Below are 23,735 nucleotides of genomic sequence, written 5' to 3' on the forward strand. Positions count from 1 at the left end.
TATGAAAATACCAAATAAAATGACTGCACAAGAAGCTGTTAAATTAATAAAATCAGGCAATAGAGTCCTTATTCAAGGTGGTGCTGCAACACCTCAAGCTTTAGTTAAAGCAATGGTTGAACGGGCGCATGAGTTAAAAGGAGTTGAAATTGTACACCTGCATACCGAGGGAGAATGTGGTTATACAGCTACAGAGTTAAGCGATAGTTTTAAAACTAACGCATTTTTCATAGGAGGAAATATCAGAAAAATGGTAGGAGTAACTGCTGATTATATTCCTATTTTTTTAAGCGATATTCCGAGTTTATTCCGTCAAGGCTATATGGATTTGGATGTAGTTTTAGTAAATGTATCCCCGCCCGATAAACATGGATTCTGTTCACTCGGAGTTTCAGTAGATATTGTAATCTCTGCCGTAGAAAAAGGGAAAAAAATAATCGCCCAGATAAATCCACGTATGCCTCGAACTGTTGGTGACGGAATTGTTCATCTTCGAAATTTTGATGCATGTGTAGAAGTATGTGAAGAAATTCACGAAATGAAATTTGTTTCTCCTACGGAAGCCGAGAAAGCAATAGGAAAAAATATAGCTGAAATTATAGATGATGGCTCTACCCTGCAAATGGGAATTGGGGGTATTCCAAATGCAGTACTCACCTATTTAACAAATCACAAAGATTTAGGCGTTCACACTGAAATGTTTTCAGAAGGAATTGTAGACTTAGTTAATAAAGGTGTAATTAACGGGGCAAAGAAAAAAGTAAATCCATATAAAATTGTTTCCGGATTTGCTATGGGAACCCGCCGTTTATATGATTTTATGGATGATAACCCAGAAATTGAAATGTTAGATATAGCTTATGTAAACGATACAGCTATAATAAGACAAAACCCCAAAGTTACGGCTATAAATTCAGCAATTGAAGTTGATCTAACCGGTCAGGTTTGTGCTGATTCAATCGGTTTTAGAATGTTCTCAGGTGTTGGCGGGCAAATGGATTTTATGCGTGGAGCTGCTCTTTCTGAAGGTGGAAAACCTATAATTGCTATTACATCTGCTACAATGAAAGGGATCTCTAAAATTGTTCCCTTCTTAAAACCGGGTGCAGGAGTCGTTACCACACGAGCACATGCCCGCTTTGTAGCAACAGAATACGGAGTTGCAGAATTGTTTGGAAAAAACCTTAAACAACGTGCTAAAGCACTAAGAGATATTGCTCATCCCGAAAATCGTGGTGAATTAGATCAGGCTATATTCGAAAGATTTGGCAGTAGTTTGATGTGTGTTTAATGAATTATAATCGAAAATATGAACAATAAAGATAATTTGCTTTTTGATAATTTCAATTCTGTGTCGAAACAAGAATGGAAGGCTAAAGCAACAATGGATTTGAAAGGGGCTGACTATGACAAAAAACTTGTTTGGAAAAATTTGAACCAGATTAATTTACAAAGTTTTTATAATTACGAAGACCATGAAGTATATTTAGAAAATACAGGAGAAAATTCTCAATCTTTAATTAATTACAGACGTATAATTGTCAATAAGGAAAAAAACGCTAATAAACTTGCGCTAAAAGCTATTTCGGAAGGAATGAACGGACTGATTTTCGATCTTAAAGAAAATGTTTCGGCATACGGACTCCTTGAAGGAATAGATTTGAACACCATTGCTGTTTCATTCATCCTTCGAAATAAAGAAATAGAGTTTGTAAATGAATTCCTTTCCTTTGTAAATGAAAATGACGTTAGTTTTGATAACCTTAGAGGTTATTTTGATTTAAGCGTAATACACAGTTATGTTACAAGTGGAAAAATAGATTGTAATCAATTTGATATAGTTTGCGAAATTATAAATTTAACTAAAAACTACCCCAATCATAAATCTATTTTTATTTCAGGAGGGATCTATTTAGATTCAGGGGCAAATCAGGTACAGGAAATAGCATATACCTTAAGCTCTTTGGTATATTTAATAGATAAATACTCTAAAAGAGGAATTGAAGTCCAAACCATTTTTGACAATTTACATTTTGAATTTGCGGTTGGGTCTGAATACTTTATTGAAATAGGGAAGTTTAGAGCTTTCAATAATTTACTTCACGGAATAGCTGATAAATATGGTGTAAGAGAATTTACCAACAGTTTAAGTGCAAAAACTTCAATTTGGAGCAAGTCAGTTACCGATGTAAATACTAATATGCTTAGAGCTACAACAGAAGTTATGTCAGCAATTTTAGGAAATGTTGATGGATTGGAAGTTGATGCATTTGATAAACAGTATAATGATATAAACGATTTTTCAAGTAGAATAGCTGGAAATATTGCCACTATATTAATGAAAGAATCATATTTTGATAAAGTGACAAATCCTGTTGACGGATCCTATTACATCGAAGAGATAAGCTCTAAAATTGCAGAAAAAGCTCTTGAACTTTTTAAAATAATAGAAAATAATGGAGGTTTTTTTCAAAGCTTTGAAAGTGAGCGAATACAAAAACAAATTGCTGAAATCAGATTCGAGAAAATTAAAATGTTGAGTAAGCGCAAACTAACTATTGTAGGTGTAAACAAATTTCCTAATTTAACAGAAGCTGTTAATCCCGATATTCTTTCTGAAATGAGAATGGGTACTAAGTCTATAAATAAAATTTTAAAACCTCGTCGGGCTGCTCTGGAGATTGAAGCTATTAGAAGAAATACCGAGGAATTAGTAGCTAAAACCAAACATAGGCCTGTAGTTGAATTAACCAGCTATGGAAATTTGGCTATGAGTAAAGCAAGAGCTGCTTTTGCACATGACTTTATGGGAGTAAGCGGATTCATAATTCTTGATGAACAAAGTCATTGCTGTGCAAAAAAAGCAGTCGAAGAAAGTTCTAAATCAGAGTCCGATATAGTAATTATTTGTAGTTCTGACAATGATTACGCTGAAACAGCTATTGATTTTGTAAAACTATTTAGAACCATGAATAATGATAAAGTCCTTTTATTAGCCGGAAATCCTTCCGATATTGCAGATAAATTACTTAATGAAGGTTTGGACGGCTTTATTAATATAAAGTCAGATGTAATTGATACTATTTCGAGTATTCAGAATAAAATTCAGAAACAAGTAGCAAGTATGTAATAGTTTATGCATCGAATGTTAGTTATGAGGTAAAATGTTATACTAAAATTTATAGCAGACCGAGTACAAATAAACATCGAAGCAATAACCAAATAATAAAAAAGAGATGAGACCTGATTTTTCAGATTTAAAAATAGATACAACGGCAAACCCAAAAATTGCTACTTCGGAGAATCAAGAAATTTGGAGTACTCCTGAAGGAATACCTGTAAAGAAACACTTTACAAAAGATGACATCAAAGACGCCGAGCATTTGGACTTTGCTGCGGGATTACCTCCATTTCTACGTGGACCATACAGTACGATGTACGTTACACGTCCTTGGACTATCCGCCAATATGCAGGATTTTCTACGGCAGAAGAGTCAAACGCTTTTTACAGAAGGAATCTGGCTGCAGGTCAGAAAGGACTTTCTGTAGCTTTTGATCTGGCTACACACCGTGGATATGATTCTGACCATCCACGCGTTACCGGTGATGTTGGTAAGGCGGGTGTAGCAATAGACTCGGTACTTGATATGGAAGTTCTGTTCGATCAGATTCCATTGGATAAAATGTCGGTTTCAATGACTATGAATGGTGCTGTACTTCCAATCATGGCATTTTATATTGCAGCCGCAAAAAAACAAGGGGTTCCTCTTGACAAATTAAGTGGAACTATTCAAAATGATATCTTAAAGGAGTTTATGGTTAGGAATACATACATCTACCCTCCTGCTCCATCGATGAAAATTATAGGTGATATTTTTGAATACACCACCAAAAACATGCCTAAGTTTAACTCTATCTCAATTAGCGGATATCATATGCAGGAAGCGGGTGCCACTGCAGATATAGAATTGGCATACACTTTAGCCGATGGATTGGAATACATTAGAACAGGGTTAAAATCAGGATTGAAAATAGACGCCTTTGCTCCGCGACTTTCGTTTTTCTGGGCTGTTGGGATGAATCACTTTATGGAAATTGCCAAAATGCGTGCTGCACGTATGCTTTGGGCTAAAATCATTAAACAGTTCAATCCGCAAAATCCTAAATCAATGGCATTGCGTACCCACAGCCAAACATCAGGTTGGAGTTTAAGTGAGCAGGATCCTTATAACAATGTTGCACGCACATGCATAGAAGCAATGGCAGCCGGGCTTGGTGGGACACAATCCTTACATACTAATGCTTTAGATGAAGCAATCGCTCTACCTACTGACTTCTCTGCCAGAATAGCCAGAAATACACAAATATATATTCAGGAGGAAACTCAAATAACAAAAGCTGTTGATCCCTGGGCAGGTTCTTATTATGTAGAATATCTGACTAAGGAAATAGCGGAAAAAGCCTGGAAACTAATAGAAGAAATTGAAGAACTTGGAGGTATGGCTAAGGCCATTGAAACCGGTATTCCAAAAATGCGAATTGAAGAAGCTTCGGCACGTAAACAGGCACGATTAGATTCAGGTCAGGATATTTTGGTCGGAGTTAACAAGTATCAAACTAAAGAAAAGTCAGATATAGAAATACTTGAGGTAGATAATACTGCCGTTAGAAACTCTCAAATAGAACGATTAAATAAACTAAAATCAGAAAGAAATCAGAATATAGTTCAATCTAAACTGGATGCTCTGGAGAGGTGCGCCGAAAATGGAGAAGGTAATTTGTTGGACTTGGCAGTAGATGCTGCTGAAAATTTTGCTACTTTAGGTGAGATTTCCGACGCATTAGAAAAACATTTCGGTCGTCATAAAGCCGATACAAAACTTATAAGTGGAGTGTACAGTAAGGAAGTAAATAACGATAAAACTTTTTTGAAAGCTCAGAAACTGGCAGATAAATTTGCCGAGATCGAAGGTCGCCGCCCCCGTGTAATGATTGCTAAAATGGGACAGGACGGACACGACAGAGGTGCTAAAGTTGTGGCTTCGAGCCTTGCAGATATAGGCTTTGATGTAGATCTGGGTCCATTGTTTCAAACCCCTGAGGAGGTGGCAAAACAGGCTGTAGAAAATGATGTTCATTTTGTAGGTGCATCTAGTTTGGCTGCAGGACACAAAACATTGATTCCACAACTAATAGATGAATTATCTAAACTTGGCAGACCTGACATATTGGTATTTGCAGGTGGAGTAATTCCTGAGCAGGATTATAAATATTTATTCGATAAAAAAGTAGCTGCCGTATTTGGTCCGGGAACGGTTATTTCTGAATCTGCCATTACTATAATGGAGAAGTATTTGGAACAGTAATCTAAATCTCGTAAAGTCGCAGAGACGCAAAGAAATTTAGAAATCTCTGCTTCTCTGCGCTTAGCGAGAGTTTTTAAATTTATTTTGAATTATTTTATTGCTAAATAGTCTCCAAACTTCTCAACCACATAATCAATATCCTTATCTCCTCTTCCTGATAAATTAACTAAAATAGTTTCAGTTTTTGGCATATCTTTAGCTATTTTCATCGCGTAAGCAACAGCATGAGAACTTTCCAATGCCGGAATTATTCCTTCTTCTCTCGACAACTCCATAAAGGCATCTATTGCTTCCTTATCGTTAATGGTGTCATAATTTACTCTTTCGATATCTTTCAGGAAACTGTGCTGAGGGCCTACTCCTGGATAATCCAAACCGCTAGCCACAGTATTTACAGGTGCAGGTTCCCCTTTTTCATCCTGTAATAAATAGCACTTGAAGCCATGTATTACACCCGGTTTACCCATAGTCAGTGTTGCGGCATGATCTCCGGGTTTAAAACTTGTTCCGGCAGGTTCTACACCGTATATATTAACATCTTCATCATTTAAAAAAGCATTAAATAATCCCATCGCATTAGATCCTCCCCCAACGCAGGCAATAAGATTATCCGGTTGAGCACCTGTTAACTCCTCAAACTGCTCTTTAGCTTCTCTACCTACTACCGATTGAAAATCACGAACCATTTTAGGGAATGGATCAGGTCCTACAACAGAACCGATGGCATAAAACTGACTCTCGGTATCTTCCAGATAAGCGCCAAAGGCCGAATCTACCGCTTCTTTCAGTGTTTTCAATCCATGTGTTGCAGGAATTACTTTTGCCCCCAGAATTTTCATTCTGGTAACATTAGGCGCCTCTTTGTAAATATCTACTTCACCCATATAAATATCACACTCCAAACCTAATAAAGATGCCGCTGTAGCCAGTGCAACACCGTGCTGTCCGGCACCGGTTTCGGCAATAAGCTTTTTCTTACCCATTTTTTTTGCCAAAAGAGCTTCCCCAAGACAATGATTTATTTTATGTGCCCCGGTGTGATTCAAATCCTCCCTCTTCAGGTAAATTTGAGCACCTCCAATCTTTTCAGATAAATTCTTAGCGTGGAATATTGGTGATGGCCTGCCTGTATAATGCTTTTGTAAGTAATAAAGTTCTTCGATAAACTCCGGATCATTCTTTATCTGTTCATAGACTTCTCCAATCTCCTTCATTACCGGATCAAGCATGGGAGGTACAAACCTTCCTCCATATTCGCCAAAGAATCCATTTTCATCCGGCATTTTACTTTCATCGAGCAGATCTTGTTTGGCTTGGCTTTCGGTCTTCATAGTTCTAAATACTATTTTTAATTATTAAACTTTCACATTAAAAGACAATAATAGGATTAAAATTGCAATTAGCAACATATTTAAACAAAACAATTAGCTATTTACAAATATTACCGTTTTTTCATTTACCTGACGGGCTTAAATAACAGAATAAAGCTTTTGTTTAAAATATTATATGGTAAAAAACTATTCATTATCTTTAACTTATAAAATTAATTTCATGAGTTATAGTACTTCTACACTGGCAGTTAAAGATGATTTGAACATCTATATCCACAAATGGTTACCGGAAAACTTAGCACCTGACAAACTAATGTTAATAGTCCACGGTTCCGTTGAACATGCCAAACGATATGATGCTTTTGCAAAGCGACTGAATCAACTCGGATATGTAGTTATTGCACCTGATCATCGCGGACACGGATTAACGGCAAAAGAAAGTGGGATATTTTCGCATTTTGGCGATGATGACGGTTTTTTAAGAGCTGTACGCGATTTAGAAGAAATACTAAATAATATAAAAATAAAGTATCCTGATATCCCCCGCGTTGTTTTTGGCCATAGTCTTGGTTCGTTTATGACCCGTAAATTAATATCCCTAAGAGGAGATGAATTTAAAGCTGCAATAATTTCCGGTACAAGCTGGGGAAATGATTTAGAAATTAAAGGCGGTATATTTATGTCTAAAGTATGGGCTTTATTTTCTGATAAAAACAAACCCAACCAGGTATACAATGATTTTTACTGGGGAGTATTAAACTCAAAAATAAAAGACAGGAAAGGTACTGTTGATTTTATCAGCAGAGATGAAAAGGAAGTTGAAAAATACGAGCAGGATCCTTTAACGGGTAATACTATTACAATTGAATTTGGTACACAAATGGCTAAAGCTCTCGAGATAGTTCGTGGAGATGAAGTTTTTGAGAATACTCCAAAAAAACTTAAACTATATCTGGCTTCAGGAATGGCAGATCCCCTTGCTAACAAAGGAAAAGATATTAAAAAGATTGCCGATAAATATATTCTTGCCGGTGTTGAAGATGTTACTCTGAAGCTTTACCCCGATGCACGTCATGAAATTTTAAATGAAATCAATAAAGAAGAAGTTACAAACGATATACTTGAATGGTTAAATGAAAAAGTTTAATTACTGAAAATGAAGAATATATATCTGATACTATTATTAATTCTTCCCTTTATTTCTTTTTGTCAAAGTAAAGAGAAAAAGAAGGATGTAAATTATGCCTTTATACCAATTGTTATGTACAACAGCTCATTTGGAACTCAAGTTGGAGCTATGGGAACAGCGTTCTTTAAAATGAATAATAGAGATTCAATCTCTCCGGCTTCTAAAGTAGGATTCTTTGGATCTTATTTTTCAAATACTACTTTTTTTGGGGGCTTATTTTCTAAAATGTATTTTAAAGAAGATAACTACCGAACTAAAGCAAGCATCGGGTATGGAGACATTAAATTTCAAAAATTCTTTAATTTCCCGGAAGAAATCCCGGCACAGGGAGAAATCCCAACTGACGAAGAAGGTCAGTTTGTTGATTACAACACTAAAATGGCCTTTATATATATTGAAGGCACAAAGCAGATTTACAATAACTTTTATCTGGGTGCAAGATTCACTTATTCGCAAGTTAGCACTACCTTTTCCGACGAATCTATCCCGGATGAAGATAACAAACTATTTGGTTTTGGTGTAGCTACTGAATATGATGACAGAAATAGTGTTTTTTATCCGCAAAAAGGTCAAAATGCAAAGGTTAACACTTTTACATTCCTTGAGGCATTTGGTTCTACCTCTCAGTATAATCAGGTAAAAATTGAATATAACAAGTATTTTTCTTTAAACGATAACTCAGTAATACTAGCGAGGCTATATAGTGCTATTTCATTTGGAGACAGCATACCTACTGCCGGGGAAAACAAAGTTGGAAGGGATGATTTAAGAGGATATACCGATGGCAAATACCGGGGGAAACAGGTTTATGCTTTACAAACAGAATTAAGATGGAATTTTTATAAAAAATGGGGACTTGTTGCTTTTGGTGGTGCAGCAATATCAACCAACGACTGGAACGGAAACAATTACAGTGGCATACTGCCTGCAATTGGAACAGGAATCAGATTTAAAGCCATACCATCACGAAATATCAACATAGGTATTGATGTAGCCAAAGGAAAAGGTGATTGGGGAGTCTATTTTAGAATTGGAGAAGCATTTACACGTTGAATATTATTGACATGAAATTATACAGATGAAAGAAGAAAAGTATATACTATCCATAGATCAGGGTACAACAAGTTCAAGAGCTGTTTTGTTTGATAAAGAACAGAATATAGTTTGTATCGAACAGAAAGAAATAAAACAATACTACCCTTTCAAAGGTTGGGTAGAGCAAAGTCCTGAAGAAATTTGGCAAACTTCTTACGAGTCGGCACTAAAGATTTTGGAAAAAAGAAAACTGACATCAAATGAAATTGCTGCAATAGGTATTACCAATCAACGGGAAACAACAATTGTTTGGGATAAAAAAACAGGAAAACCATTACATAGAGCTATTGTTTGGCAAGATACCAGAACAGCTAAATATTGTGAAGATATAAAACATAGCAGTTATTTTAATATTATTAAAAGAAAAACCGGATTGCTTGTAGATTCTTATTTCTCGGCAACTAAAATAAAATGGATACTCGATAAATACGACAAGGACAGAGAACGTTCGAAAAAAGGAGAGCTCCTATTCGGGACTATTGACACCTGGCTCTTGTGGAAATTAACTAATGGAGAGTTGCATTATACAGATTACAGTAATGCCTCGCGAACAATGTTATTCGATATCAACAAAAAAGATTGGAGTAATGAACTCCTGGATTTTTTCAATATTCCCAAAGAGATCCTCCCGAAAATAAAGGATACAAGCGAAGTTTACGGATATACCGGCAAAAATACTTTTGAGCACAGGATCCCTGTTTCTTCATTAGTAGGAGACCAACAGGCTGCTTTATTTGGTCATCAATGCGTAAATGAAGGAATGGTTAAGAATACTTATGGCACCGGATGTTTTATGTTGATGAATACCGGCAGAAAGGTTGTAAAATCAAATCACGGACTACTTTCAACTATCGCCTGGCATTTTAATGGTCAAACTACATATGCACTGGAAGGAAGTGTTTTCGTTGCAGGAGCTGTTATTCAGTGGCTGAGAGACCAAATGGGGTTAATAAATCACTCATCAGAAAGCGAAATTTTAGCCACAAAGGTTGATGATAACAATGGAGTGTATTTTGTACCTGCTTTCACAGGTTTAGGTGCTCCGCACTGGGACGGTTCAACACAAGGTGCAATTATCGGATTAACAAGAGATTCAAATAAATATCATATTGTAAGAGCTGCACTGGAATCTATGGCTTATCAAACTAAAGACGTACTTTACTCAATGGTCACTGACAGTAATATTGACCTTAATAAAATATATGTTGATGGTGGTGCTGTGGATAATAATTTTCTTATGCAGTTTCAATCAGATATATTAAATGCTGATATTATTCGCACCGAAAAAAAGGAGTCTACGGCTCTTGGATCTGCATTATTAGCAGGTTTAGCAGTGGGGTACTATAGTAAACATGATATTTCGGACAATAAAAGCATAAATAAAATCTTCAAACCTGAAATCGACAATAAACTAAGAACCAAATTTTATACCGGTTGGTTACAGGCTGTAGACCGTGTTAAGAATATATAATAATAAAACAGATGTTAGACAACTTTAAAATGACCATTTCAGCCTTACGAATATGGCACTTCCTTCATTAGGAACATCTTCATGTATTTCTTCCATTGAAAAATATTGACCAATAGCGGCCAGTTCCATAGTATCAGACATCGAGTAAGTCAGCATTGGACCTACATATAAAAAACTGCCTTCAGGTCCGTACATGCCCGACAATGAAGCGTAAACTAAGGGAGAAATACTATATCCGGCACTTGTAAAGAATGCATATTTGGTTATAAATAGACTTTTAGGACTTAAATCCATAAATAAAACGCCTCCTAAGCCGGAACCCATATCATCTGCACCAAAGCCGTTATAGAGCATTTCTAACTGTAGGTTTAGCGAGTTACTAAAAGTATAATCGTAATGTATTGCTGCAGTTAAATTACCAGTACTATCAGCAAAGTTTTCTATGGGATGGTAGTAAGTTAATTCACCGTTAAAACCACCGCCGGCAATACTTCCCGACCACCCTGCTCCTATTACATAATCGGTCTCTGTAAAAACACCTCCCAAAAACTGTAAATCATAACCTCCTGTGTTAAATCTGTACAATAAAGCAGATGTTATTTTATTATCACTGTTTATTGACGTTGACGATTCTATTTTTCCTGATTCGCCAATATAATATTGCAGTCTTACTGCATCACTTCCGGGTTTTTCTTCATAGTCAAAGTCAAAATAAGAATATGTATTGAACAAGTCATTGGGATTCCATACATACGACTGTCCCCAGTTTATTCTTTGCCGACCAACTGTTATCTGAAGATTACCAACAGTATAATCAAACATCAACCTGTCAATCTGAGATATTCCCAACCATGAATTTTTATCAACCCAAAGCCAGTTCAAATTCATATAACCCTGGTCGCGTGAGATGTAATTGCTATAGTCCGGAATTTGAGATACATTATTACCAGCCACTATTCTGTTCCTCAGACCTGCTGTAAGGGTGAAGTTATCGTTTAAATACCAGTTAAAATCAAGTCTGTTGTATATTGTGTTTTCAATCATCATTGGCTCATCATCACCGGTTGACTGCATTGCCGACATTCCTTTCACATAACCTTTCAGCATGTAATTATCCTGTGCATAAGCAACTGAATACAGTAATGATAACATCAGAAATAATAAAATTTTAAAGATGTTGTGCATATAACTTATTATTGATTTTTTAGAAATCTATGATTTATCAACTATAATCTTTTTCCTAACCTCGTCCGAAACAACCTTACCATCATCAATAGTAATCACTCTGTGAGCTTTATCTACAACCCTTTGATCGTGAGTGGAGAAAATAAAAGTTATATGTTCTTCCTCATTAAGACGTTCCATTATTTCTAATAACTGTGTAGTAGATTTAGAGTCAAGGTTTGCTGTTGGCTCATCAGCAAGAATAAATGTTGGTTTAGAAGCCAGTGCTCTTGCTACAGCTACCCGTTGTTGTTGTCCTCCCGATAGCTGATTTGGACGACTATTCAACCTATCGCCCAGTCCAACTGATTCTAGTAGAGAAATTGTCCTGTTATCCATCTTATTTTTATCCCAATTTTGTAACTGCATTATAAACTCTACGTTTTCTTTTGCTGTAAGTACTGGAATTAAATTATAGGACTGAAAAACAAATCCAATATTTCTCAATCTAAAATCTATCAACTTACTGGAAGATAAAGTTGACATATCAGTTCCCCTAATTTCAACTATTCCTGATGTTGGGTGTTCTAACCCTCCCACCATATTCAATAAAGTTGTCTTCCCTGATCCTGAAGGGCCAACTATAGCAGTAAATTCACCCTCTTTAAATTCCAGATTAATTCCGTTTACCGCATGTACCGGCACCTCCGTATCATGATAAGTTTTTGTAAGATTACTTATTTTTATAATACTCATCTTTCTTTAGTTTATTCGGTTATATGTTTAATTAATAGGTTATTCCGACTGAAGCGATAACGCAATGGAGGAATCTTTTGATAGTTGGCAGTACATATCTCGAAATATCTCCACTTAGTTTTATTCGACTTCAAGGACACTGATAAAACTTCGGTCGTATGTTACTCCGTTCTTAAAGCCTCTACAGGGTTTAACTTCAACGCTTTTATTGCGGGATAAATTGATGCCAGTATCCCAGTTACAACAACTAATACTGTTATTTGCAGATACCTGAATATTTCCAGCTCCGGATAACTAATTGCACTGTAACCTACAGATTCCAGCCCATCAGCCCATGCTGAAAAATCAAGTCCCGCAGTTCCGTAATAATTTATTACCAGCATAGAGATAAACTCTCCTATCACTGCCCCAACAAGTGACAAAAAAACAGTTTCCAACATTATCATATAAAAAATTCTTGCTTTACTCATTCCGATAGCCATCAACATTCCGAGTTCTTTTGTCCTTTCCAGTATCACCATAAGCATGGTATTAACTATTCCAAAACCTAAGGCAGCGAGTATAATTATCATAAAAATACCCATATAAACATCCATATATTCTGAAATAAATTTTAAATAAGGCTGTATATCAGACCAGTCTTCACAAAGAACATCGGGGTATTTTGATTGAAGTTGTTCTGAAACTATTGATGCATTTGCCGAATTATCCAATAAAATATCTATTTCGTGAGATTGATTTTCGGGGAGTTCAAGAACCCTTCTTAAATCCTTATCTTTTACAAATACATGCATTTTATCCCATGGTCTGTTATCTGTCTTATATATTCCTATAACCTTAAAAGCTGCACCAGTAATTTCTCCCTTATAATCCTGAAATGTCAATACTATTTTAGATTTAAGCTTTACTTTAAGTTCTTTTGCTAAAGCCTTTGATATCACTATAGAGTTCCGTTTTTCAGTCTCAAAAAAATCTCCGTTTACCGAGTCTATCTTTTCGTACAGTTTGAAAACATTTTTCTCTGTTTCAGGATTAATTCCAACAATAGTAACTCCACTGTTTTTATTTGCTGTAGCTGCCATTGCCTGGGTTTTAATCCTTGATGTTACAGCCTTCACTCCTTTTATTTTTGATATTTCATCAAGTTTTTCATTACTTAAATTGATAGTTTTTTTTACATCAAAATTATCGGCAAACTCAGGATGGTGAAACTGAATATGTGCAGTTTCAATTGAAAAAGCATCTTTAACTCTCCGCTTAGCCAAGCCATTCATCCAGGCAGATGTAAAAAGTCCTCCAATCAATCCGGATGCTATAGCCAGAAGTACCACTGAGCTTCGCAGCTTACTTCTCCATATATTTCGCCATGCTATTTTTATCAACATCATAATTTAAGATCTTAAACCGTTAATTACATTTAATGTCATAATTTTTATTGTAGGATATAACATCGCAATCATACTAATTATCGCAATTACTATAGCTTGATTTACAAATATTTGAGGATCCATACTCATAGGTGCAACCGGCTCAAAATTAAAATCTTTCATCGCTTCTAATGACTCTCCTGTAAGTTGTATAGGGTTATAATAATAATAAATCATCAGCGGAAGACTAATTACAATACCCGATACAACCGCAATAGCTGTGATAAATAACAATTCAATTATCACAACAAGTGCTAGTTTACTTTTCTGCATTCCAATAGATATCATTACCGAGAATTCCCTGATTCGCTCTGTGGTCATCATAAGTACTGTTCCGAATATTCCAAAGGCGACTATTAAGTACAGAATTGCAATCATAATAACACCTCCGGCATTATCGCTTTCTATCATCTGCATTAGTTCCTTATTCATTTCAACCCATCCCATTACTTCATATTTTTCTTTATCAAGCTCTGAGTTTATTTTTTTCAGTACTGCTTTTACATCATCGAGTTCATGCAAATCAAATACTAAAGCAGTGAGTTTCCCTTCACTTGAGAAAAATGATTTTGCCTCTTTTATTGGCATATAAACAGTACCGCGATTCATATCAGGTGTAGGTAGTTTCAGTATACCTTTAATATGATACAATCCTGCTGCCGTCGCCCCATGATACCCGGATGAAAACAAAACCAGAGTATCGTTAACCTTTACATTTAAAAATTTTGCCAGATCCTGTGCTACAAGTATTGATTTATCGTTATAATTAATAAACTCTCCCTCTTCAAGATATGACCTAATCTTAGTCATCTTATCTTCTTTTTCAGGCGATACCCCCATTATAGCAACACCTTTTGTCGCCTCGCCCGAAGAGGCTAAAGCAAAAGACTCTAAGCGTGGAATCACTACACTAACCCGTGAATCATCCTCTAAACTGCTTATAGCTGCTTCATCAATAGAAAAAATATTATTTATATTCTTATCTTCCCAATAGCCTTTTTTATGTATTTGAATGTAGCCTGAATAAGCCTCAACTGCATTCTCTTTCATTTTGTCATAAGAGCCTACCTGAAAACCTCTCATTACTATTGAAAAAAATAAAGCAAAAGTGATCGATGCAACTGTTATCAAGGTCCTCCGCTTGTTTCTCCAAATATTTCGCCAGGCTATTTTTAATATTGTGATCATATATTTTCCGTTTTATAACGTCATTTCAACCGACAGTAAGTAGTGGTGAGATCTCTATATTTCAATAGATGTCTCAACATTCTATCGCAACGCTTTACATTACGCATTTTTCACCTAACTTTCTTCATCTTTTGTTGAGAGAAAAATGACTCATCCAGTTTTACATCGAATTCCATACTCTGAATATATACAACTGTTTTTTTACCCTCTTCGTCTGCAGGTACTATTTCTACACGGGTTGGAATAAATCTTCCTCCAACAGTTTTAAAGTCGTATGCAAAATCACTTTTTACCAACTCATCATCTTCGTCGTAATATTCCGACTTAATCTGGATATACTTATCTTTAAGTATCCACTTATAAACTTTTCCCCAAATTACAGCTGCATCCTCTTTAGGAGTCATTTCTATTTTCCATGTTTCATAGCCATCAATTACTTCCTCTGAAACTATTTTGTGCTCGTAATCCTTTACAATAGAGCTTTCCTTTAAAATATCATCATTTGTATAATCGGATCCCATCCAGCCTTGCGACATCATCGAAGCAGGAATTTTTATCATTCTACCAATCGCCGGCATCCAGTTCCACATTTCTGTTTCTCGTTTCATGAAGACCTGACCCTTATCTTTCGCCGGAGCTGTAATATACGTCATAGAATAATCAACCCCTCTACCCCAGCTTTTCATGCTTACAGAGCGCTTCCATGTTGGGCGAATTATCTCCATTTTCATAACAGAAGTATTACTTTCTCCTCTCATTAACTCATCAGCCTTTTTTATTATGTCTTCGGCAGTTTGAGCATTTACTGTACTTGCTGAAATAAATAACAGAATGAGCGTTGTAACTTTTTTGAGTGTTTTCATATTTTCCTGTACGTTATTTATATTTCTCAATTAATTCTTTCAAAACTTCATCTATCGGATAACTTTCTCCCATTACTATGTATCCCAGCATAATACCGTCAAAAGTACTCCCCAAAAGCATAGCCTTTGTTTCGGCATTTTTATACCCCTTATTTTTATAGTATTGGGAGTATAGACCTACAAACTCTGCCACAACAGGTGTAAATATTTCTGAAAACAAATGCTGCACACCCGGCTGGGCTACTAAATTGTAGTACAATTTCCAAAAATCAATATTTGCAGCAACCTGATTGAAATTACTTAATATTAATTTTTCAAATTCTTTTTCATCTTTTGGAGCACGTGGAGATTCACCGTAAATTCTTGCAAACTCAATTATCCCATTCATTAAAACTTGTTTCAACAATTCTTCTTTGCTTTCAAAATAGTTGTAGAGGTTACCTTTCGATACACCTGCATCTCTTGCTATACTTTGCATCGATGTTGTAACATATCCTTCACTTGCAAAAAGCTTCAACGCACTGTCGATTATTAATAGTCCGCGTTGTTCTTTAATTTCCTGTAACTGTTTACTCGTTCGTGGTGACATATCTATACGGTTTATGACTGACCAGTCGGTCAAATTTATAAAATAATTTAATTAGTACGATATTTTTTTTGAGAATAAAGCTAATTTCAAAATATACAGCTAAATTTGTTATAGATTCAACCCTGTATAATTTATACAATCAAAGTGGAAACACTGAAATAACTGATTTATGAAAAACAAAATACTTGAAGCTGTATTTGTAATTACCGCTATTGTATTGGTGTTATATTTCCTTTACGAAATAAGACAAATATTGATTTATCTTATAATATCCGGAATAATTGCTATTGTTGGAAGACCGGTTGCTGACTTTATCAGTAAGGTAAAAATAGGAAAGTATCAAATACCTGTTGTTTTAAGTGCCGTAATAACTATAATAACCTTTTTAAGTATTATACTACTACTCGGAGCGGCTTTAGTTCCGCTTATAAACGAACAGGCTCACAGTTTATCTCTGCTAAATTTAGAAGAAGTAGAAAAAAACATTTCTGTAGGCAGGGAATATATCAGTAACTGGCTGACAAGTTTGGGAATAGACAATATGGAGGTGTTTGGAAATAAACAGATTGAAGATATTATTGATTTTTCCTTTATCCCAAACTTTCTTAATTCCATTGTTGAGACAATGGGTGGTTTATCGGTAGGCTTGCTAATAATTTCATTTATAACATTCTTTTTGCTAAAAGATAAAGAATTAATGAAGAAATCTGTTTTAGCATTAGTTCCGGATTCTAAAACAGGACAGGCTTCCAAACTTATGTCAACTGTAAAATTATCTCTTTCAAGGTACTTGTTTGGTTTGATTATTCAGGTTAGTATCATGTTTACTTTATACACTTTGATGCTATATATCGCCGGTATTAATAACTTTCTAATTATTGCTGTTTTAGGAGCTCTATTAAATCTAATTCCTTACGTGGGACCTCTCATAGCATTTGTGTTAATGATATTACTCTCTATTACCGGAAACATTACGGAAGAATTCAACGAGGTTATACTACCAATGATTACTAAAATTACTATTGGTTACGTTATAATTCAGTTAATTGATAATTTTGTTAATCAGCCGGTAATATTCTCAAAAACTGCTCATGCACACCCTCTGGAAATATTCCTTGTTATTTTAATAGCCGGAGACCTGGGTGGAATTATCGGCATGATCGTGGCTGTACCCAGTTATACTCTATTACGAATTATACTAAAAGAGTTTTTCTCGGAGTTTAAAATAGTAAAGTCCTTAACAAAAAACTTGTAGTAGTTTGTTAACGATGAATTTTATAAAAGTTAAGAAAACGATACATGTTTTTTGAAAAGTTCGGAAATAGTGATGTTAAAAAATTCATCAACGACAACCTCAATTCTGATATTGCGAGGTTAATATTAAAAGGCTCTCCTTTTAAAAATATCACTATTCAGGAATTAGTTAAACAAATAGAAGCTAAAAAAAAGTCAAAACTTAAACTTCCAAACTGGTTTAACAATGACGAAATTATATATCCTGAAAAATTATCAATTGAGCAGACTTCTTCTGAGATAACGGCCGAATTTAAGGCTTCATTATTCTCAGGGACAAATGCCATTGATTTAACCGGAGGTTTTGGTGTAGATACTTACTATTTTTCGGAAAACTTTAAAAATTTCACACATTGTGAATATAATACTCAACTATCGGAAATAGTAAAACACAATTTTTCTGTTTTTAACAAAAAGAATGTTGAATTTGTTTCGGGGGATGGAATTGAATATTTAAAATCGACAAATACTAAATACGACTTAATTTATCTCGATCCTGCCAGAAGATCAGAAATTAAAGGGAAAGTTTTTTTACTTGCCGACACTCAACCAAATCCTGTAGACAATTTGGAATTGTTTTTCTCCAAATCCGATCGTATTCTTATAAAAGTATCTCCCCTGCTCGATTTAAAAAACACTGTAAACGAATTAAAAAATGTAAAGAACATCTATGTTGTCAGTTTAAATAACGAAGTAAAAGAATTATTATTTCACCTCGAAAAAAACTACGATTCGCAAATAACAGTACAAAGTGTAGACCTGTTTTCATCAAAAAAAACAAACATCCATAAATTTTCATTGGATGATCCTAATTTTAAATCAAATTATTCAAAACCTGAAAAATACTTATTTGAGCCTTCTGCTTCGATAATGAAAACCGGGGCATTTAATCAGATATCAAATAAGTTTGATTTATTAAAAATTGCACAGCATTCACATCTTTATACGTCAGATACGTTAATTGATGATTTCCCGGGACGCGCATTTGAAATAATTGCAACATCGAAAGCAAATAAAAAAGAAATAAGTTCAATTCTGAAAAACGGGAAAGCAAATATTTCAGTTAGAAATTACCCACTAGGAGTAGCAGAGATTAGAAAAAAATTTAAACTGAAGGACGGAGGTGATGATTATCTGTTTTTCACTACCGATTCTAAAAAACATTCACTGGTAATTTACTGCAGAAAAATCTTACATACAAATTAAAGATTAGAAACATTATTATTATTTTTGACCAATATTATTTAGTTAAAATTAGAAAACACCGAATTACAATCAATGACTACTAATAATAAACCAACCCCTCAGGTAACGATTTTAGATATTGAGCCGGAAGGAATAGAAATACCACTGTTTGAGGCCGGTGTATCAGCAGGGTTCCCCATGGCGGTACATTCTTTTACCGACAGTTCCATAAATCTATCAGACGAGCTAATTAGGAATAAGAAAACAACTTTTGCTGTAAGAGTAAATGGTCAATCAATGATTGATGCAGGAATCGAAGATCAGGACTTATTGATTGTTGATAAAGCTCTGGAGCCTCAGGACAAACAGATTATTCTGGCAGTAATTAACGGGGAATTCACAGTTAAGAGATTAATCAGAGACAAAAATGATTTATATCTTCAGGCAGAAAACACTAGCTATGCTCCTATTAAAATAAACGAAAATATGGATTTCAGAATTTGGGGTGTTGTACTTGGAGTTATAAAAAAGATGGTTTAACAAAGAAACTCATAAGTATATAGTTTTAAATTATATAAAAAACAAAAAGCACCTCTGGTTTGAGGTGCTTTTTATTTTTATATAAAATAACTGTTACTCTTCAAGAGCTTTTAACTCATCTGAAATTCTTTTATAATCATCATTTCTGTCAAGAGCATAATAAATATTTTTCATTGTTTGCAACAAACCAATATTTGTTTTATCATACTCGTAAGCCCCTTCAAGGTAACCAATAGCTTCTTTATAAATATCCTGCTTTTCTGCTTTTAAACTTTTAAGTTTTGCTTGATTTGCTCTATTAAGCTTTATAGGTAAAGCAGAAATTTCTTCATTAATCTCTTTTTCTCTACCAAGGATTGCGGCTGCCTGGTTAATATAGGCATCAGTATAATCAGGCTTAAGCTCTATTGCCTTATCATAAGCAGCTTTTGCTTCAGCTTCCATTCCTAAATCATTACTAACAACACCTATATTATAATATAGAACCTCATTAGTTGGATCTTGAGCAATTGCTTCCTGCATTGCATTAATAAATCCTTGCTGATCTCCTTCTTTAAGATATGTGTTTCCTAAAGTCAATAGCAAATCATAATCACCAGGATACTTTGCTTTACCTTCTTTTAAAACTTCTAATGCCTGGTGGTAATATTTTTGTTTTTCTAGAGAATCTTCCTTTGCAAGATTATCTCCCATGTTAAGGTAGATACTACCAACACTTCTGTAAATTGAAGGCTGATTGTTTTTTGTTGTATAAACTGTATCGTTTTCAACTACACCAAATTTCATTTGCATATCAAGATCCTCTTGAGATGCGAATGTTTGCTTCTCTCCTGTTTCTTTGTTTGAAGCTTCATATACAGTTGTAATACCTGTATAGTCCATTTCCAACAATTTCTCATAAATAGTAAGAGCTCCCGGGTAATTATTTGCAGAAACAGCTACGGCTGCAGCGTTATAAAGCAAAGTTGTATCTGCCGGAGTAGGAAATAGCGGATTTTTGTACACCTGATATGCATTAACAAAGTCTTTTGATGCTTTGTCGAAATCCTGAGCATTATATGCTTCAATTGCACCCTGATGGAAATCTAATGCCAGTTTCTGTACTATTGGCTGAACCTCAGCTGAGTGATATTGTTTACGGTCTTTAACTTTTGGTTTTTTATAATTACCGGTTGCTACAGCCTTATCTAAATCTTCCTGAGTACGGAAATATTCATAATCTCCACTTTCATTATTTTTTGCAGAATAAGCTTTACCACTTTCTACTAAAGCCAAACCAGTATATGCAACAGCTGCGTTAACGAGTGATTCATCATCATTATTTTTCTCACCTATTGCTTTATAAATGCTTCCTTTCACGAAAAGATAATCAGAAACCATTTCCGGATCTAGAGTATAGTAATTATCCTCATTGATATTAACTTGATCAATTAGGCTTTTCGCCTCTGTAAGATTATCACTTTTAAGAGCTTTTTCTGCACTCTTAATTTGATCTTCTTGTGCAAATGCAGAAACACTTATTACAAATGCTGCTGCAATGCTAATGAACTTTTTCATCATCTGTTTATTAATTTTTTTCAGTATGTTGATTAATTAAACTCTAAATATCAATCATATATACAAAATTAAGTTAATTATATATATATAAATTGATATTTAGTAGTTTTTTTATTATTTACTCTTGGGTATCATCAATATTCGTGCCACTTTCTCCTTCAGTACTCTCATTACCTTCAATATTCTCATTACCTTCAGTATTTTCTTCACCTTCAAATTCTTCATCCATACCTTCGCCGAGTTCTACCTTGGCTACAGCGGCAATAGAATCATTCCCCTTAAGGTTTATAAGCTTAACTCCCTGAGCTGCACGCCCCATAACTCTTAATGTATCAACTCCCAATCTTATTATAACACCTGATTTATTGATGATCATCAAATCATCTTTATCTGTTACATTTTTAATTGCGATTAATTCACCGGTTTTATCCGTAATATTAATAGTTTTTACACCTTTACCTCCCCGGTTAGTAATACGGTAATCTTCCAAAGATGAACGCTTACCAAAACCTTTTTCTGAAACTACTAAGATACCGGAGGTAGGATCGTCAGTACAAACCATTCCTACAACTTCATCTAATTCATTAGCCAAAGTAATTCCTCTAACACCGGAAGCATTCCTTCCCATTGGTCTGGTTTTACTTTCATCGAATCTAATAGCTTTACCGGATTTGGCTCCAATAAGGATATCGCTGTTTCCGGTAGTTAGTTTAGCTTCGAATAAAGTATCATCTTCTCTAATAGTAATAGCATTAATACCGTTAGTTCTTGGACGGGAATACTGTTCAAGCGGAGTTTTCTTAACTACACCTTTTTTAGTCACCATCACTACGTTATGACTATTTACATATTCACTATCCTTAAGGTTTCCGGTTTGTATATATGCTTTTACCTTATCTTCAGTATTTATATTAATCAGATTCTGAATAGCTCTACCTTTTGATATTTTCGAACCTTCAGGGATTTCATAAACTCTCATCCAGAAACACTTACCGAGTTCGGTAAAGAACAACATATATTGGTGGTTGGTTGCTACAAACAAGTGTTCCAAGAAATCCTGATCTCTCGATGTAGCACCTTTGTGACCTACTCCTCCTCTGTGTTGTTTTCTGTATTCAGATAATGGTGTACGTTTTATGTATCCTGCATGCGAAATTGTTACAACAACTTCTTCATTGGGGATCATATCTTCTATTGAAACTTCTGCTTCTGAAAATTCAATATTAGAACGACGCTCATCGCCATATTTATCCCTTACTTCTTCGAGCTCTTCCGTAATGATCGTATAACGTCTTTCTTCACTTTCGAGAATTTCTTTCAAGTCAGTGATTAAAGCCATTAACTCATCGTACTCAGCTCTGATCTTATCTCTTTCAAGACCTGTAAGTTTTTGAAGACGCATATCCAGAATAGCTCTGGCTTGTAATTCAGAAAGATTAAATTCCGTCATCAATCCGTTACGGGCTTCTTCAGGAGTTTTACTTCCTCTAATCAATTTAATAACAGCATCAAGATTATCAAGAGCTATTAATAAACCTTCTAAAATATGAGCACGTTTTTCCGCTTGTTTAAGCTCAAACTGAGTTCGTCTGATAACTACGTCCATTCTGTGATTAACAAAATGAACAATCATATCTCTAAGATTAAGAGTTTCCGGACGTCCATTTACAAGTGCAATGTTGTTTACACTGAATGAAGTTTGAAGCTGAGTGTATTTATAAAGTTTATTTAATACAACTTTAGGTACAACATCTTTTTTAAGAATGTATACGATTCTCATGCCCTTACGGTCAGACTCATCTCTTATACTGGAAATACCTTCAATCTTCTTATCATTCACCAAATCAGCGGTTTTCTTAATCATTTCCGCTTTATTTACCTGATAAGGGATCTCCGATACTATTATACAGTCACGACCGTGTACTTCCTCAAACCTGGCTTTAGCACGCATAACAACACGCCCTCTACCGGTTCTAAATGCATCTTTTACTCCTTCATAGCCATAAATAGTCCCGCCGGTAGGAAAATCAGGAGCTTTTATGTACTCCATTAATCCATCTACTTCTATATCATTGTTTTTGATATATGCTATAACACCATTTACAACTTCAGTTAGGTTATGTGGAGGCATATTTGTAGCCATACCAACCGCAATACCCGAAGCACCGTTTACCAGTAAGTTTGGAATTCTTGTTGGTAGAACTACCGGTTCCTCAAGAGTATCATCAAAATTCAATGAGTGGTCTACAGTTTCTTTTTCAATATCACGAAGCATATCTTCAGATATTTTCTGCATACGCGCCTCAGTATAACGCATTGCTGCAGGACTATCTCCATCTACAGAACCAAAGTTACCTTGTCCGTCAACCATCATATAACGCATAGACCAGTCCTGAGCCATACGAACCATAGTATCGTAAACAGACGAATCACCATGTGGGTGATATTTACCTAAAACTTCCCCAACAATTCTTGCGGATTTCTTATGTGCTCGGTTAGAAACCACTCCTAATTCGTGCATTCCAAACAATACTCTACGGTGTACTGGCTTCAATCCATCCCTAACATCCGGTAAAGCACGAGAAACAATAACCGACATTGAGTAATCAATGTAAGCGGATTTCATCTGTTCCTCTATATTAATTGGAATTATTTTATCTCCATCTGCCATAAAATCAGAATTTTATATTTTAATGTTGTACTCTTCGCAAAACTTGACGA

General features: G+C 35.0%; 18 protein-coding genes. 9 read left to right on the plus strand and 9 right to left on the minus strand.

What is annotated here, in order from left to right:
• Position 1 precedes the first annotated feature (1 nt).
• From ABFR62_03135 to scpA, 3 genes are all read left to right on the plus strand, one after another.
• Positions 2 to 1,291: an acetyl-CoA hydrolase/transferase C-terminal domain-containing protein gene (locus ABFR62_03135; protein MEN8137401.1), complete on the plus strand. Its 1,290-nt coding sequence runs from the start codon at positions 2 to 4 to the stop codon at positions 1,289 to 1,291.
• Between the two features lie 18 nt (positions 1,292 to 1,309).
• Complete coding sequence (locus tag ABFR62_03140; GenBank protein MEN8137402.1) at positions 1,310 to 3,130, plus strand: methylmalonyl-CoA mutase family protein; 1,821 nt, start codon at positions 1,310 to 1,312, stop codon at positions 3,128 to 3,130.
• Positions 3,131 to 3,236: 106 nt separating this feature from the next.
• A complete protein-coding gene (scpA, locus tag ABFR62_03145) occupies positions 3,237 to 5,366 on the plus strand; it encodes a methylmalonyl-CoA mutase (GenBank protein MEN8137403.1) in 2,130 nt (709 codons plus the stop codon).
• 89 nt (positions 5,367 to 5,455) lie between these two features.
• On the opposite strand, the gene trpB is transcribed toward scpA, so the two are convergent.
• Positions 5,456 to 6,697 carry a tryptophan synthase subunit beta gene (trpB, locus tag ABFR62_03150; GenBank protein MEN8137404.1) on the minus strand — a complete coding sequence of 414 codons (1,242 nt, stop codon included), beginning with the start codon at positions 6,695 to 6,697 and terminating at the stop codon, positions 5,456 to 5,458.
• Between the two features lie 220 nt (positions 6,698 to 6,917).
• On the opposite strand from trpB, the gene ABFR62_03155 reads away from it, so the two are divergent.
• The 3 genes from ABFR62_03155 to glpK are packed head-to-tail and all read left to right on the plus strand — an operon-like array spanning position 6,918 to position 10,452.
• The gene (locus ABFR62_03155; GenBank protein MEN8137405.1) at positions 6,918 to 7,844 is read left to right on the plus strand and encodes an alpha/beta hydrolase; all 927 of its coding nucleotides are present in this window, start codon (positions 6,918 to 6,920) and stop codon (positions 7,842 to 7,844) included.
• A gap of 9 nt (positions 7,845 to 7,853) precedes the next feature.
• Positions 7,854 to 8,939 (plus strand): BamA/TamA family outer membrane protein, encoded by a 1,086-nt coding sequence (locus ABFR62_03160; GenBank protein MEN8137406.1) that lies wholly within the window; start codon positions 7,854 to 7,856, stop codon positions 8,937 to 8,939.
• Positions 8,940 to 8,964: 25 nt separating this feature from the next.
• On the plus strand, positions 8,965 to 10,452 hold the full coding sequence (gene glpK, locus ABFR62_03165) for a glycerol kinase GlpK (protein ID MEN8137407.1): 1,488 nt from the start codon (positions 8,965 to 8,967) through the stop codon (positions 10,450 to 10,452).
• Between the two features lie 24 nt (positions 10,453 to 10,476).
• Here the strand turns inward: glpK and ABFR62_03170 are convergent, their stop codons facing one another.
• The 6 genes from ABFR62_03170 to ABFR62_03195 all read right to left on the minus strand — a co-directional run bounded on the left by ABFR62_03170 (position 10,477) and on the right by ABFR62_03195 (position 16,439).
• Positions 10,477 to 11,604: a hypothetical protein gene (locus ABFR62_03170; GenBank protein ID MEN8137408.1), complete on the minus strand. Its 1,128-nt coding sequence runs from the start codon at positions 11,602 to 11,604 to the stop codon at positions 10,477 to 10,479.
• Between the two features lie 60 nt (positions 11,605 to 11,664).
• Positions 11,665 to 12,372, minus strand: a complete 708-nt coding sequence (locus ABFR62_03175) for an ABC transporter ATP-binding protein (GenBank protein MEN8137409.1) — start codon at positions 12,370 to 12,372, stop codon at positions 11,665 to 11,667.
• 161 nt (positions 12,373 to 12,533) lie between these two features.
• Positions 12,534 to 13,760 (minus strand): FtsX-like permease family protein, encoded by a 1,227-nt coding sequence (locus tag ABFR62_03180; protein MEN8137410.1) that lies wholly within the window; start codon positions 13,758 to 13,760, stop codon positions 12,534 to 12,536.
• Positions 13,761 to 13,763: 3 nt separating this feature from the next.
• The gene (locus tag ABFR62_03185; protein ID MEN8137411.1) at positions 13,764 to 14,987 is read right to left on the minus strand and encodes an FtsX-like permease family protein; all 1,224 of its coding nucleotides are present in this window, start codon (positions 14,985 to 14,987) and stop codon (positions 13,764 to 13,766) included.
• A 110-nt stretch (positions 14,988 to 15,097) separates the two neighbouring features.
• On the minus strand, positions 15,098 to 15,850 hold the full coding sequence (locus ABFR62_03190; GenBank protein MEN8137412.1) for an outer membrane lipoprotein-sorting protein: 753 nt from the start codon (positions 15,848 to 15,850) through the stop codon (positions 15,098 to 15,100).
• Between the two features lie 13 nt (positions 15,851 to 15,863).
• Positions 15,864 to 16,439, minus strand: a complete 576-nt coding sequence (locus tag ABFR62_03195) for a TetR/AcrR family transcriptional regulator (GenBank protein ID MEN8137413.1) — start codon at positions 16,437 to 16,439, stop codon at positions 15,864 to 15,866.
• Positions 16,440 to 16,608: 169 nt separating this feature from the next.
• Here ABFR62_03195 and ABFR62_03200 point away from each other — a divergent pair, with 169 nt between their 5' ends.
• From ABFR62_03200 to umuD, 3 genes are all read left to right on the plus strand, one after another.
• A complete protein-coding gene (locus ABFR62_03200) occupies positions 16,609 to 17,694 on the plus strand; it encodes an AI-2E family transporter (protein ID MEN8137414.1) in 1,086 nt (361 codons plus the stop codon).
• Between the two features lie 44 nt (positions 17,695 to 17,738).
• On the plus strand, positions 17,739 to 18,938 hold the full coding sequence (locus ABFR62_03205) for a class I SAM-dependent methyltransferase (protein MEN8137415.1): 1,200 nt from the start codon (positions 17,739 to 17,741) through the stop codon (positions 18,936 to 18,938).
• 72 nt (positions 18,939 to 19,010) lie between these two features.
• Positions 19,011 to 19,457 carry a translesion error-prone DNA polymerase V autoproteolytic subunit gene (gene umuD / locus ABFR62_03210; protein MEN8137416.1) on the plus strand — a complete coding sequence of 149 codons (447 nt, stop codon included), beginning with the start codon at positions 19,011 to 19,013 and terminating at the stop codon, positions 19,455 to 19,457.
• Between the two features lie 93 nt (positions 19,458 to 19,550).
• On the opposite strand, the gene ABFR62_03215 is transcribed toward umuD, so the two are convergent.
• A complete protein-coding gene (locus tag ABFR62_03215; GenBank protein MEN8137417.1) occupies positions 19,551 to 21,017 on the minus strand; it encodes a hypothetical protein in 1,467 nt (488 codons plus the stop codon).
• A 115-nt stretch (positions 21,018 to 21,132) separates the two neighbouring features.
• On the minus strand, positions 21,133 to 23,685 hold the full coding sequence (gene gyrA, locus ABFR62_03220; protein ID MEN8137418.1) for a DNA gyrase subunit A: 2,553 nt from the start codon (positions 23,683 to 23,685) through the stop codon (positions 21,133 to 21,135).
• Between the last annotated feature and the right edge of the window lie 50 nt (positions 23,686 to 23,735).

Source organism: Bacteroidota bacterium (assembly GCA_039714315.1).
Classification (GTDB): Bacteria; Bacteroidota; Bacteroidia; order Flavobacteriales; family JADGDT01; genus JADGDT01.